Below are 13,521 nucleotides of genomic sequence, written 5' to 3' on the forward strand. Positions count from 1 at the left end.
ACAGTAGCCTACCAAGCACTTGCTTTGGAGGAGGTTGGGTGACGACCACCACCCCGGCGGCGTTACGCGCGGCGGCCGAGCGGTTCGGCGACGGCGAGGCGGTCGCGGACGGCTCGGTCCGACTGAGCTGGCGCGAGCTGCTCACGGCCGCCGAGACGGTGGCCCGGGCCTTGATCGCCGAGGGCCTCGAACCCGGCGACCGAGTCGCCCTCTGCGCGCCGAACACGCACCACTGGGTGGCCGCGGTGCTGGGCGCGCAGTACGCCGGATGCGTGGCGGTGCCGATCAACACGCGGTTCACCGGGCCGGAGATGACCGAGATCCTGACCCGCAGCCGGGCACGGGCACTGTTCGTCGTGGGGACGTTCCTTGGGGTGAACCGGCTCTCGCGGGTGCGGGCCGCCCTTGACGGGATGACCGTCATCCGGATTCCCGGCGAGGGCGACCGGCCTTCACCCGATGTGATCGAGTGGGATGCGCTGGACGCGGTCGCCGAGCGGGTCCCGGTCGAGGTGGCGCGGGCGCGGGCAGGCACGGTGACGCCCGACCAGATCTCCGACATCCTGTTCACCTCCGGCACGACCGGGCACAGCAAAGGCGCGATCACCGCGCACCGGCAGGCGCTGGGCGTGGCCGCGGCGTGGGTCGAGTGCGGCGAGGTGACGTCGGCCGACCGGTACCTGATCGTCAACCCGTTCTTCCACAGCTTCGGCTACAAGGCGGGCATCCTGGCCGCGCTGCTCAGCGGGGCCACGATCGTGCCGCAGGCAGTGTTCGACCTCGACCGGACGCTGGAACTGGTGGAGCGCGAGCGGATCACCGTGCTCCCCGGGCCGCCGACGATCTATCAGACGATGCTCGACCGTCCGGGCACGCGCCCGTCGACGCTGCGCCTGGCGGTGACCGGGGCCGCGCCGGTGCCGGTCGTGTTGGTGCAGCGGATGCGCTCGGAGCTGAGCTTCCAGACGGTGTTGACCGCGTACGGACTGACCGAGGCGGTCGTGGTGACGATGTGCCGACCCGGTGACGCGCCGGAGATCGTCTCCCGCACGTCCGGCCGGGCGGTCGCCGGGTTCGAGGTGCGCGTCGCCGAGGACACCAGGGAGATCCTGGTGCGCGGGCCCAACGTCATGCTCGGCTACCTCGACGATCCCGAGGCGACCGCACAGGCCGTCGACGCCGAAGGATGGCTGCACACCGGCGATATCGGCGTGCTCGACGCCGACGGATACCTCACGATCACCGACCGGCTCAAGGACATGTACGTGTGCGGCGGGTTCAACGTGTACCCGGTGGAGGTCGAGCAGGTGCTCGCCCGACTGCCGGGAGTGTCGGAGTGCGCGGTGGTCGGGGTGCCGCACGAGCGGCTCGGCGAGGTCGGCCGGGCGCACATCATCCTGAGCCCGGGGGCCGCATTGTCCACTGAGGACGTCCTGGCGCACTGCGCCGAACGGCTGGCCAACTACAAGATCCCGCGCTCGGTCGAGTTCCGGACCGACTTGCCGCGCAACGCCACCGGAAAGATTCTGAAGAGAATGCTGAGGGACACATGAGCGAGGTCCTCTACGAGCGGCGTGGCGCCACGGCCGTGGTCACGATGAACCGGCCTGAGTTCCGCAACGCGCAGAACTCGGCGATGACCTACGCGCTCGACGCGGCGTTCGCCCGGGCGGTGGACGACCCCGAGGTCAAGGTGATCGTGCTGGCCGGTGCGGGCAAGCACTTCTCGGCCGGGCACGACATCGGCACGCCGGGTCGGGACGTGGACGTCTCGTTCGACCGCAAGGCCGTGCTGTGGTGGGACCACGTCGACCGCGCGGGCGGTGACCAGCGGTTCGCCCGGGAGAGCGAGGTCTACCTCGGGATGTGCAGGCGGTGGCGGGAAATCCCGAAGCCGGTGATCGCGATGGTGCAGGGCGCGTGCATCGCCGGTGGGCTGATGCTGGCCTGGGTGTGCGACCTGATCGTCTGCTCCGACGACGCGTTCTTCTCCGACCCGGTGGTGCGTATGGGGATTCCCGGCGTCGAGTACTTCGCGCACCCGTGGGTGCTGGGTCCGCGCGCGGCGAAGGAGTTCCTGTTCACCGGCGACCGGTTCGACGCGGCCTGGGCGCTGCGGAACGGGATGGTGAACCGGGTGGTGCCTCGGGATTCGCTTGAGGCCGAGGTGGAGGCGCTGGCGGGGCGGATCGCGGAGATGCCGCAGTTCGGGCTGGCGCTGACGAAGAAGGCGGTCAACCAGGCCGAGGACCAGATGGGAATGCGGGCGGGCATGGACTCCGTGTTCGGCCTGCACCACTTCGCCCACGCGCACAACGCGGAGGTGTCGAAGGATTCCCTCGGCGGCCTCGATGCCCGCTCGATGAAGCGGGCCGCTGATGGATCTTGACCTGTCCCCCGCCGTGACGGCCTTCCGCGACGAGGTGCGCGCGTGGCTGGCGGTTCACGTGCCCGGCGGGTTGCCATCGATGGACACCGCCGAGGGCTTCGCCGCGCACCGGGAGTGGGAGCGGACCCTGGCCGACGCGCGGTTGGCGGTGGTGTCGTGGCCCGTCGAGTACACCGGGCGGGACGCGTCGCTGCTGGAGTGGGTGCTGTTCGAGGAGGAGTACTACGCCGCGGGGGCGCCCGGGCGGGTCAGCCAGAACGGGATCTTCCTGCTGGCCCCCACCCTGTTCGCCCACGGCACCCAGGAGCAGCGCGACCGGCTGCTCCCCCGGATGGCGCGGGCTCTCGACGTCTGGGCACAGGCGTGGTCCGAGCCGGAGGCGGGCAGCGATCTCGCGGCCCTGCGCAGCCGGGCGGTCCGCACCGACGGCGGCTGGCTGCTGTCGGGTCAGAAGACCTGGAGCTCGCGGGCCGCGTTCGCCGACCGGGGTTTCGGGCTGTTCCGCACGAACCCGGACGCCCACCGGCACAAGGGTTTGACGTACTTCCTGTTCGACCTGCGGGCCGAGGGCGTGACCGTCCGCCCGATCGACCAACTCGACGGCGAGCCCGGCTTCGCCGAGATCTTCCTCGATGAGGTCTTCGTCCCCGACCGCGACGTTCTGGGTGCGGTCGACGACGGCTGGCGGGTCGCGATGAGCACGGCCAGCAACGAACGCGGCTTGTCGCTGCGCAGTCCCGGCCGATTCCTCGCCGCCGCCGACCGGCTCGTCGACCTGTGGGCTTCGCACGGTGACCTCTCGTCGCGTGACCGGGTCGTCGACGCGTGGATCGGCGCGCAGGCCTACCGGCTGCACACCTTCGGCACCGTCACCCGGCTGGCCGAGGGCGGCGAACTGGGGGCGGAATCGAGTGTCACCAAGCTGTTCTGGTCGGAACTGGACGTGGCCATGCACGAGACGGCACTCGACCTGCTCGGCCCGGACGGCGAGCTGGACGGGCCGTGGCAGGACGGCTACCTGTTCTCGCTGGCGGGCCCGATCTACGCGGGCACCAACGAGATCCAGCGCAACGTCGTGGCCGAACGCCTGCTGGGACTGCCGAGGGAGCCGCGATGAGGTTCGCCCTGACCGCCGAACAACGCCAGTTCGCCGCATCTCTCGACGACCTCCTGTCCGCCGCCTCAGTCCCGTCCGCGGCCAGGGCGTGGGCGGCAGGCGACCCCGCTCCCGGCCTCGCGATTTGGCGGGAACTCGCCGACTTGGGCGTCATGGCTCTGGCCGTTCCCGAACGCTTCGGCGGCCTCGACGCGACCTCGGTCGACCTGGTGGTCGCCTTCGAGCAACTCGGCAGGCATGCCGTCCCCGGCCCCTTGGTGGAATCCGTCGCGGTCGCACCAACCCTGGCCGACGAGTCACTGCTCCCCGACTTGGCCCGCGGCAAGGTGATCGCCACCGTGGCCCTCCCACCGCACGTCCCCCACGCCTTGGACGCCGACATCGCCGACCTCATCCTCACCCCACCTTTGTCCACACCCACCCGGCCTTGTCCACAGCCCAGCGCGCCCCCCTCCCCCACACCCCCCACCCCCGATAGACTGGCCAAGGGCCGTCCCCCCGGGGAAGGGCGGGGGCTGCTCGGAGGTCGGCTGCGCGATGTCGGGGCACCCATGTCCTCTGTGGATGGTGTGCGGCGGTTGTTTCGGGTCGACGCGCCTGTGGTGGAGCATCCCGGGTTCGAGGTGGGGGTGCTGGCTGTGTCCGCGCAGCTGGTGGGGTTGGGGCAGGCCATGGTGGAGCGGGCCGTCGAGTACGCCAAGACCCGCACCCAGTTCGGCGGTCCCATCGGCCGGTTCCAAGCCGTCAAGCACCTGCTCGCCGACGCGCTCGTCGGAGTCGAACTGGCGCGGCCCTTGGTATACGGCGCCGCGGTGACGATGAGCCGACGGGACATCTCGGCGGCCAAGGTGGCCGCCGGGGGAGCCGCCGACCGGGCCGCCCGGGCCGCGCTTCAAGTGCATGGGGCGGTCGGCTACACCCAGGAGTACGACCTCGGCCTCTGGCTCACCAAGGCCCGCGCGCTGCGGTCGGCGTGGGGCACGCCATCCACCCACCGCGAGCGCGTGCTTGACTCGCTTACCGCGAGTCGGAGTCGATGAGGTACTTGCCGCCGTACAAGATGACCTTGACCGTCCGCTTTTCCATTTTCTCGCCCGCCTCGGTTTTCGTGGTCACGTCGACCGGCACGTTCACCGAGCCGTCCTGGTTCGCCGTGACGCCGCGCGCGTTGCGTGAGCTGACGTAGCGAAACTGCGACCAGTACGCGTCGAAAGCCGCCCGGTCGCCGAAGGTCGCCTGACCGTTGGGGCCGAGCATGTCCCAGCGCGCGTCCAGGGAGGCATCGCCGTAATAGGCGATGACGAGCTCGCCCGCCGCCTGGTAACTGGTGACCTTCTCCATACCCGGCACCGGGGTCGACGGTGCCGTGCTCGGCTGCTGCGACTCCGAGGACGGGGGCGGGGACGCGCTGGCCTGATCGCCGCCCGCGGAGTTCATCGCGATCACCGCGATGGTGCCGCCGATCAGCAGCAGCACACCCACGACGGCCGCGATCAGCTTGGTACGCATCGGGTCCGACTGCCTGCGGACGGCCGCGGGCCGCTTGGGCTCCGGGACATAGGCCGCCGTCGGCGGCTGGTGCCGGACCGGACGGGTCTCGTGCTCGGTCGACTGGGCCGGACGCCGGTCGTACTGGGTGGGCGGCGGGGCCTGCGGCCGGGTGACGGGGCGCACCGGCCTCGTGCGGGGCTCCGAGGACATCGCCTGCTGGGCCATCTGCGCGGTGGGCGTCGACAGCGTGGTGGCGGCCTCGGCCATGGTCGGCCGGTCCTCGGGTTCGGTGCGCAGCAACGACATCAGCGTGTGTGTGAGCGGCCCGGCGTTCTGCGGCCGGTCGATCCGGCCGGACGCCACCGCGTGCAGCAACGCCAGCGGGTTCGGGTTCAGGCCGAACGGCGGCGTGCCCTCGGTCGCGTGGTAGAGCGTGGCGCCCAAGGAGAACACGTCGGAGGCGTGGCCTGGGTCCTTGCCGCGCGCGATCTCCGGAGCCAGGTAGGCGGGGGTGCCCGCGAGCATGCCGGTCTCGGTGATCGTGCCGTCGCCGAGCGCGCGGGAGATGCCGAAGTCGGTGATCTTCACCGTGCCCTCGTCGGCGAGCAAGATGTTGCCTGGCTTGACATCGCGGTGGACGATCCCGGCGGCGTGTGCGGCGGCGAGGGCCGCGGCGACCTGGTGGCCGATGGAGGCGACCTGCCCCGGCGGCAGCGTGCCGCGCTCGGCGAGGACCGCCGAGAGGCTCTGCGACTCCAGGTACTCCATGACCAGGCACGGGTCGCCGTCGTGCTCGGCGACGTCCAGCATGGCGATCGCGTTGCGGTGCTGCAGCCGCGCGGCGATCCGCGCCTCGCGCATCGCACGCCTGCGCGCCTCGTCGGTCTGGGCGGCGCTCAGGCCCGGCCGGACGTGCAGGTGCTTGATCGCGATGACCCGCCCCAGCCGTTCATCCTTGGCACGCCACACGACTCCCATGGCACCGCTGCCGATGGTCTCCAGCAGCCGGTAGCGATTGGCGACAAGCTGACCCTCTTCGATGACCGGGCACTCCCTCGGATTCGACGTTGACATGTGACAGTAGCGAACCCGGTCGGACCAACCGCATTGGTCCGGGTGGTCAACCAAGCGATTGTTTGGTTGAATCGAGCCGTGACTCAAGAGCGGATCGCGCTGCGTGACACCGTGCGGTTGCTGCTGTCGCGCGCCTCGGACGTCCGCACGGCGATGGAGTCTGAACTCGGGTATGACCCAGCTCTCTGGAAACGCCTCTGCTCGGACATCGGCGTCGCCGCTCTGGCGATCCCCGAGCGGTTCGGCGGGCTCGGCGCGGGCATCGCGGAAACCGCCGTCGTCCTGGGTGAACTCGGCCGGACCCTGACACCCGCGCCGCTGCTGGGATCCATCCTCGCCGCCCAGGCACTGCTGGCCTGCGGCGACGACGACGCGTGCGCCCGACTGCTGCCGGAAATCGCCGGCGGCCGGATCGCGACACTCGTGTGGTCCGACGCACAGGGCACCTGGGGTCACCCACCCTGCGTAGCGAACGGACAGCGGGTAACCGGGCAGGCGCATTATGTGCTGGATGGTGACATTGCCGACACGGTGCTGGTTTTCGCCTTGGCAGGCCCCGAAATCGGCCTGTTCGAGGTGCGGGAGGGCGCTCCCGGGTTGGTCCGGACGAGCACTCGGACACTCGATCCGACCCGCAGGCTGACGACCGTCGCCGTCGACTCACCCGCCCTTCGGCTGGGCGGCGATCTCACCTCCGCGCTCCCCCGCATCCGCGACCTCGCCTGCGTCGCGCTGAGCGCCGAACAGTCGGGCGCGGCGGCGCACTGTCTCAATGAGACGGTCGCGTACAGCAAGGAGCGGGTCCAGTTCGGCAGGCCGATCGGCTCGTTCCAGGCGCTGAAGCACCGGATGGCCGACCTGCACGTGCTCGTGGAGACCGCACAGGCCACCGCCGAAGCCGCCGCGGAGGCGGACGAGAGCGCCCTGCCGGTGCTGGCGGCGGCCGCGAAAGTCCATTGCGCGGAGGCGTTCCAGACGGTGGCGGCGGAGATGGTCCAGCTCCACGGCGGCATCGCCATCACCTGGGAACACGACGCCCACCTGTACTTCAAACGCGCTCACGGCAGCGCCCTGCTGTTCGGTTCAGTCAGCAATCATCTGGCCCTACTTACATCCAGTCGTCGTGGCGGGACCAGGTGATCAGGTTGTCGAGGATGCCCGGCGTTGCCTCTGAGGTTTCCGTTGCCGCGTAACGGCCGCGGTAGAACAACAACGGCCGCTCCTCGCTCGGCTCGCTCAGGGTGGTGACGCGGCCGACCACCACGTGGTGGTCGCCCGCGTCGTGCACGGCTTCGATCGCGCAGTCGATCCACACCAGCACACCGTCAAGCGCGGGCGCGCCCGATGGCGCAGGCCGCCAGGGCACGCCCGCGAACTTGTCGGCGCCCTTGGTGCCGAACACGGTGCTCACGTCGCGCTGGTCGTGGGTGAGGACGTTGACGCAGAAATGGCCCGCCCGTTCGATGGCGGGCCAGGCACGGGACTGCTTCCCCGGGCAGAACAACACCAGCGGTGGGTCCAGGGACAGCGCGGCGAACGACTGGCAGGCGAAGCCGACCGGCTCCTCGCCGTCCATCGCGGCCACCACCGTGACCCCGGTGCAGAAGTGCCCGAGAGCCGCGCGGAATGCCCGGGAGTCCACAGTGGTCGCCACCGTCATCGCATGCCCACACCGAAGTCGTGTCCCCACAAGGACACCGCGGTGCTTTCGCGGGCGATCCAGTCCTCGTCGTCGACCTGCCTGCCCTCACAGCCGAACTCGACGTCGAATCCGCCGGGTGTCTTCATGTAGAACGACAGCATCAGGTCGTTGACGTGCCTGCCGAGTGTCGCCGACATCGGCACCTTGCGGCGCAGCGCGCGGTCCAGGCACAGCCCGACGTCGTCGGAGTCCTCCACCTCGACCATCAGGTGCACGATCCCGCTGGGCGTCGGCATCGGGAGGAAGGCGAGGCTGTGGTGGCGCGGGTTGCAGCCGAAGAACCGCAGCCACGCGGGCGGTCCGTCCGCGGGACGCCCGACGAGCTGCGGGGGCAGCCGCATCGAGTCGCGCAGCCGGAACCCGAGCACATCGCGGTAGAACCGCAGTGCCGCTTCGTCATCCTTTGTGGACAGGACCACGTGCCCGAGCCCTTGTTCGCCGGTGACGAACCGGTGCCCATACGGGCTGACCACGCGGCGGTGCTCCAAAGCCGCGCCGTGGAACACCTCCAGGGTGTTGCCCGATGGGTCGTCGAACCGGATCAGCTCCGCGACCCGGCGGTCGGCGAGTTCCTCCGCGGTGCCTTCCTTGAACGCCACCTCGGCGGCGGACAGGTTCGCCCGCACCTCGTCCAGTTCGGCCGCGTTCGCCGCCTCCCAGCCGGACACGGCGAGCCGGTCGGCCGAACCGGGGACGATCACCAGCCGGGCCGGGAAGTCGTCCATCCGCAGGTAGAGCGCCTCCGGGTCACTTCCCTTGCCTTCAACCATCCCGAGCACTTTGAGCCCGTACTCACGCCACGCGGGCATGTCGGTGGCCTCGATGCGCAGGTACGCCAGCGAGTGGATACCCATCATTTGCCCCCATCGGTGAGAAAGTCCAGCACCAGCCGGTTGAACTCGGCGAACTTCTCCAGCTGCGCCCAGTGTCCACACCGGCCGAACACGTGCAACTGCGCGCGCGAGATGAGCTTCAGCGCGACCAGCGCGCCGTCGAGCGGGTTGACCCGGTCCTCGCGCCCCCACACCAGGAGCACCCGCTGCCGCAGCCGGTGCGCCTCGCGCCAGAGCATGCCCTCCTCGAAGGTGTCCGGCCGCATGAAGGACGCGCCCATGGATGCCATGGCACGCAGGGACTCCGCGTCCGCGGCGGCTTCGAACCGTTCGTCCACCAGTTCATCGGTGACGAGCGAGCGGTCGAACACCAGGGTCCGCAGGAACTCGGCGAGCTTCTCCTTGGACGGCCCGGGCGGCGCGCCGAACCGGGCGAGCTTCTGCACACCCTCGGTCGGGTCCGGCGAGAAGACGTTGAGGCTCAGCCCGCCGGGCGCCATCAGCACGAGCCTGCCCGCACGATCCGGGTGCCGCAGGGCGAACCGGACGGCGGTCCCGCCGCCGAGGGAGTTGCCCACCATGTCGGCCTTCTCGACACCGAGCGCGTCCAGGGTCGCCAGCAGCGCGTCGGCGCTGAAGGTGAAGTACTGGCCTTTCACCTCGGGCCGGTCGGACTTCCCGTAGCCGGGCTGGTCGATGAGGATCGTGCGGAACCGCTCGGCGAACACCGGGAAGTTCGGCCCGAAGTTGCTCCACCCGCAGGCTCCGGGGCCGCCGCCGTGCAGCAGCACCACCGGGGTGCCGGAGCCCGATTCCTGGTAGTGCACCTGATATCCGCCCGCGTCTACGAAGCCGGACACGATGTCCACAGTGGAGGTCATCAGACCCACGCGTCCCGCACCGGCAGGCCCAGTTCGGACTGCCCGTACATCGCCAGCGCCTTCTCCGGGTCGTTGATGGCGTGCACCCGGCCCGCGTGCGCGTCGCGCCAGAAGCGCTGGATCGGGGTGCCCGCCTTCAGCGCCCGGCCACCCGCGCTCTCGAAAAGCCGGTCCACCGCGCCGATCGCGGCGCCAGTGGCGTTGACCTGGTCGCGACGCACCCGCATCCGCAGGGTCATCGGGATTTTCTCCCCCGCCTCGGCGAACGCGAGTTCCTCGTCGATGTCACGCTCGATCGCGGTGATGGCGCCGTCGATGCGGCTCGCGGCGTCGGCGATGCGCAGTTGGGTGAAGGAGTCGTCGGCGGCCTTGCCGCCCGTGGAGGCGCGGACCCGTTCCCGGGTGTAGCCGAGGTACGCGTCGTAGGCGCCCATGGCCATGCCGATGACCGGGACCGAGATGGAGCAGGAGAAGACCGAGGCGAACGGCAGCTTGTAGATCGGCGAGGTGTTGACCGCGTGGCCGGGGCACACGCACTTGCCGGTCGCCATGAAGCTCAGGGTGCGGTGCTCGGGGACGAACACGTCCTCGACGATGATGTCGTTGCTTCCGGTGCCGCGCAGGCCGATGGTGTCCCACACGTCGTCGATGGCGTAGTCCGCGCGCGGCAGCAGGAACGTGCGGAAGTCGACCGGTGTGCCGTCCTCGCCGAGCACCAGCCCGCCGAGGAACACCCAGCCAGCGTGGTCGCAGCCGGAGGAGAAGCTCCACCGCCCGGTGAACCGGAATCCGCCGTCGACGGGCTTGGCCCGGCCCATCGGCGCGTACGACGAGGAGACCAGGGTGTCGGTGTCCTCGCCCCACACCTCCTGCTGCGCCCGGTCCTCGAACAGCGCCAACTGCCAGGGGTGCACGCCGAGCACGGAGGACACCCAGCCGGTCGAGCCGCAGGCGCCCGAGATCATCCGCACTGCCCGGTAGAACGTGTTCGGCGAGGCTTCGTGACCGTCGAAGCGGGCGGGCTGCAGCAGCTTGAAGAAGCCGGCCTCGCGCAGCGCCTTGATGGACTCCACGGGGACCCGCCTGGCGTCTTCGGTCTCCTGCGCCCGCTCACGCAGGCCGGGAAGCAGGTCGCCCACCGCGGCTAGGACGTCGTCACTCATCGACCGCACCCCAAACTGAAACGTGTTCTGCTGACACCAGTCAGACTAGAACACGTTCTTGTTTGTGTCGACAGGTCGCCGGTCAGACCGGCGATCCACCGCCCCGGGTCCGGTCCCAGTGACCGCCCCGAACCCAGGACAGCAGCCGCGACCAGGTATCAGCACGCAACGCCAGCGCCCGACATCCGCGATCGCGCAACGACGATCCGGTCCGGGCGACCGCGACCTCGACGCACGATCCGGATGAACAGAAACTGCTTCTGCGGTAGACGAAAGCCATGACAGGACTCCTCGCTCGGGAACATGCCGAACGGGGTCGCGCCAGACAAACCTGTGACTGAGGGTGACACGACCCTCGAATATCCAGGTTAGCGGTCGATAACTAGCGTGGACTATCGACCAATTGGGGCATCGCCTAGCGGCTGTTCGCCACTGCGGGATAGTCGAATTCGCCGTGTTTCACGCCTTCGGTGAAGGCGATCCACTCCTGCGGTGTGAACACGTGCGGCGGCAGCGACGAGTCCTTGGAGTCGCGCAGGGCGACGTCACCGTCCGCGAGCACGGCGATCTCGACACAGTTGCCCGTAGAGCAGAAGCTGCTCTTTCGATAGGTGATCATTGAGCTGGTTGATCCTTGCTGGTGTAGGTGCCGATCAGGGACCGGATTTTGTCCCTGCTGTCTTCAACGCTGAGACACTTGCGGCTCAGGTCGTCGAAGAGGCGCGCATAGCGCAGCACATCGGCTTCCTGTTCGAGCCACCGGTCTCCCGCGCCAAGTTCGATGTGGACCGAGTTCCGGTCGTATTCGCTCTCGAAGGTGAACACCACGAAAGTGCACTGGATGCCGAGGTCCGGCCCCGCGGAGAAGGGGTAGATCCGCAGGGTGACATCCGAGCGCTCACTGATTTCGAGCAGCTCGCGCAGCTGCCCGTCCATGACCTCCGGGCCGCCGACGAACCGGTGGAGCGTGGCTTCGTCGAGAACCGCGCTGATCCGCGGCTTGTCCTCACGCTCGGCCAGCAAAGCCTGCCTGCCCATGCGCAGGTCGACCCGCTTCCGCAGCGCCACTTCACTGTCACGGGGATAGAGCGCCCGGAACACCCCGCGCGCGTAGTCCGCGGTCTGGAACATGCCGGGGACCACCGACTGGACGTAGTAGCGCAGGTTCGACGCCTCGGATTCGAGCGCGATGAACGTGTCCAGGTTGGTGCTGACGATGTCGGAGAGGTCCTGCCACCAGGCCTGGCGGCGGCCGTCGCCCGCCAGCCGCACCAGCCGGTCGATCACCTTCTGGTCGTCCACCTGATAGAGGGCGAGCAGGTCGCGGACGTCACGCTGCTTGGGGATACCGCGGCCGGTCTCGAGTCGGCTGACCTTCGAGACGCTGCACTCGAGCCGCTCCGCCGCGTCCTCAAGGTGCATCCCGGCGGCCTCCCGGAGCTCGCGCAGGCTCTGCCCGAGCCGCCGCCTGGGAATCAGTGGACCCTGGGACGGCATCGCCCCTCCTTGACATCAACGGTCACCGTGCAATTGCGGCACGCCATTGCCGCGTGACCGTACACCACCGTCCCCGGAGATCCCCACGTCAGGCTGCACCGATCGGGTGGAATTGCCCGAGCTGTGTCATGCAATTGCATGGAGGCATTGCTTCGTTCCCTCTCATAACGCAACCTGAGAGTGGACACGCGTCACGTCCAGCCGGGAATCGGGTCCCGGCCGGTGGAGGGAGGACGTGCGATGACCATCAAGAGGATCACCACCCTGGCGATCGCCTGCGCGCTCATGGCCGGATGCGCGGGCACCGAGGCGGACCGACCGGGCACGACGCTGCTGATCGCGATGACCGCCGTGGCCAACGAACCGCGGCCCACGCTCACCACCCTGGCCCGGCGGGAGCTTTCCGCCGCCATCCACAGCGACCGCGCCGCACTGCGGATCGTGCTCAGCAGGACCGAACGGCCGGTGGTCGTGGACGAACGTGACCTGCGGTTGCGGCGCGGCGCCCAGATCGAGCACGATCCGGGCCGACGGGCCGACCTCGCGGACCGCGAAGTGGAGCGGGTCGCGGGTGTGCTTTCCAACGGTGCCAGCAACTCCGCGCACCTGGACCTGTTGACCCTGCTCGACCACATCGCCCGCACGCCCGGCCGGGTCACCGCCGTGGTGATCTCATCGGGCCTGCAGACCACCGGGCCGCTCGCGGTGGACCGCCTCGACTGGGACCACGTCGGCGCCGACTCGGTGACCGAGCAGGCCCGCGCCTTGGGCCTGGTCCCGGATCTGCGCGGCAAGCGCGTGGTGTTCGCCGGCCTCGGGGAGGTCGCCCGCCCGCAGGACCCGCTGTCCCCGCCGCTGCGGACCCGGCTTGTCGACATGTGGTTGAAACTCTGCCGCGCGGGCGGCGGGGAGTGCGTCAGCGACAGCGACCCGGCCGTGGGCGGGCCGCCGCTGTCGACGACCCCGGTGCCGACGGTCCCGGTGCCGCAGCCGCCGCCGATCCCGGCCGAGCCGAAGGCGGTCAACCTGCCCAGCGACATCCTGTTCGGCCCGGACTCGGCGGTGCTGCTGCCCACCGCGGAGCCGCTGCTCGCCCGGCTCGCCGCGGCGACGCCGCCAGGGGCGCGGGTAAGCCTGGTGGGCCACACCGCGTCGGTCGGACCGGCGGAGTCGGCTCGGGAACTGAGCAGGCAGCGGGCCGCCGCGGTGCGCGACGGGCTGACCCGCCACGGCGTGCCCGCGACGGCCATCACGGTCGACGGGGTCGGCTACGACCGTCCGCTGGTCGCCGACCGGGACGCGGCGGGAGCGCTGATTCCCGCGGCGGCGCAACAGAACCGGACTGTCACGGTCAGTCTGGGGTAAAGGAGTCTG

13 protein-coding genes are annotated in these 13,521 nt (G+C 69.9%); 6 read left to right on the forward strand and 7 right to left on the reverse strand.

Translation table 11 applies throughout. The annotated features are described in order from the left end of the window. Nucleotides 1-38 precede the first annotated feature (38 nt). Genes GPZ80_RS13900 through GPZ80_RS13915 form a run of 4 tightly spaced genes read left to right on the forward strand, consistent with a single transcriptional unit; the run spans nt 39 to nt 4,546 of the window. Entirely contained in the window at nt 39-1,553 is a 1,515-nt protein-coding gene (locus GPZ80_RS13900; protein ID WP_187220765.1) for a FadD3 family acyl-CoA ligase, read from the forward strand. Continuing rightward, complete coding sequence (locus GPZ80_RS13905; protein WP_187220766.1) at nt 1,550-2,389, forward strand: enoyl-CoA hydratase; 840 nt, start codon at nt 1,550-1,552, stop codon at nt 2,387-2,389. Before GPZ80_RS13900 ends, GPZ80_RS13905 begins: the two co-directional genes overlap by 4 nt. Next, nucleotides 2,379-3,506 (forward strand): acyl-CoA dehydrogenase family protein, encoded by a 1,128-nt coding sequence (locus GPZ80_RS13910; RefSeq protein ID WP_187220767.1) that lies wholly within the window; start codon nt 2,379-2,381, stop codon nt 3,504-3,506. Before GPZ80_RS13905 ends, GPZ80_RS13910 begins: the two co-directional genes overlap by 11 nt. Then, nucleotides 3,503-4,546 carry an acyl-CoA dehydrogenase family protein gene (locus GPZ80_RS13915; protein WP_187220768.1) on the forward strand — a complete coding sequence of 348 codons (1,044 nt, stop codon included), beginning with the start codon at nt 3,503-3,505 and terminating at the stop codon, nt 4,544-4,546. Before GPZ80_RS13910 ends, GPZ80_RS13915 begins: the two co-directional genes overlap by 4 nt. Here the strand turns inward: GPZ80_RS13915 and GPZ80_RS13920 are convergent. Further along, nucleotides 4,524-6,071: a serine/threonine-protein kinase gene (locus GPZ80_RS13920; RefSeq protein WP_187220769.1), complete on the reverse strand. Its 1,548-nt coding sequence runs from the start codon at nt 6,069-6,071 to the stop codon at nt 4,524-4,526. The two genes, GPZ80_RS13915 and GPZ80_RS13920, sit on opposite strands and share 23 nt — an antisense overlap. A 78-nt stretch (nt 6,072-6,149) precedes the next feature. Here GPZ80_RS13920 and GPZ80_RS13925 point away from each other — a divergent pair, with 78 nt between their 5' ends. Then, nucleotides 6,150-7,211: an acyl-CoA dehydrogenase family protein gene (locus GPZ80_RS13925; protein WP_187220770.1), complete on the forward strand. Its 1,062-nt coding sequence runs from the start codon at nt 6,150-6,152 to the stop codon at nt 7,209-7,211. Here the strand turns inward: GPZ80_RS13925 and hsaB are convergent. From hsaB to GPZ80_RS13960, 6 genes are all read right to left on the reverse strand, one after another. After that, entirely contained in the window at nt 7,180-7,731 is a 552-nt protein-coding gene (gene hsaB / locus GPZ80_RS13930) for a 3-hydroxy-9,10-secoandrosta-1,3,5(10)-triene-9,17-dione monooxygenase reductase subunit (RefSeq protein ID WP_222719279.1), read from the reverse strand. The two genes, GPZ80_RS13925 and hsaB, sit on opposite strands and share 32 nt — an antisense overlap. Beyond that, the gene (gene hsaC, locus GPZ80_RS13935) at nt 7,728-8,627 is read right to left on the reverse strand and encodes an iron-dependent extradiol dioxygenase HsaC (RefSeq protein WP_187220771.1); all 900 of its coding nucleotides are present in this window, start codon (nt 8,625-8,627) and stop codon (nt 7,728-7,730) included. Before hsaC ends, hsaB begins: the two co-directional genes overlap by 4 nt. Further along, nucleotides 8,627-9,487: a 4,5:9,10-diseco-3-hydroxy-5,9,17-trioxoandrosta-1(10),2-diene-4-oate hydrolase gene (hsaD, locus tag GPZ80_RS13940; protein WP_187220772.1), complete on the reverse strand. Its 861-nt coding sequence runs from the start codon at nt 9,485-9,487 to the stop codon at nt 8,627-8,629. The genes hsaC and hsaD overlap by 1 nt, the downstream gene beginning before the upstream one ends. Next, complete coding sequence (gene hsaA / locus GPZ80_RS13945) at nt 9,487-10,650, reverse strand: 3-hydroxy-9,10-secoandrosta-1,3,5(10)-triene-9,17-dione monooxygenase oxygenase subunit (protein ID WP_187220773.1); 1,164 nt, start codon at nt 10,648-10,650, stop codon at nt 9,487-9,489. The genes hsaD and hsaA overlap by 1 nt, the downstream gene beginning before the upstream one ends. 415 nt (nt 10,651-11,065) lie before the next feature. Beyond that, entirely contained in the window at nt 11,066-11,269 is a 204-nt protein-coding gene (locus GPZ80_RS13955; RefSeq protein ID WP_187220775.1) for a DUF397 domain-containing protein, read from the reverse strand. Next, nucleotides 11,266-12,147, reverse strand: a complete 882-nt coding sequence (locus GPZ80_RS13960) for a helix-turn-helix domain-containing protein (protein WP_187220776.1) — start codon at nt 12,145-12,147, stop codon at nt 11,266-11,268. The genes GPZ80_RS13955 and GPZ80_RS13960 overlap by 4 nt, the downstream gene beginning before the upstream one ends. Before the next feature lie 240 nt (nt 12,148-12,387). On the opposite strand from GPZ80_RS13960, the gene GPZ80_RS13965 reads away from it, so the two are divergent. Next, on the forward strand, nt 12,388-13,512 hold the full coding sequence (locus GPZ80_RS13965; protein ID WP_187220777.1) for an OmpA family protein: 1,125 nt from the start codon (nt 12,388-12,390) through the stop codon (nt 13,510-13,512). The last annotated feature ends 9 nt before the right edge of the window (nt 13,513-13,521 follow it).

It is taken from the genome of Actinokineospora xionganensis, assembly GCF_014323725.1.
Classification (GTDB): Bacteria; Actinomycetota; Actinomycetes; order Mycobacteriales; family Pseudonocardiaceae; genus Actinokineospora; species Actinokineospora xionganensis.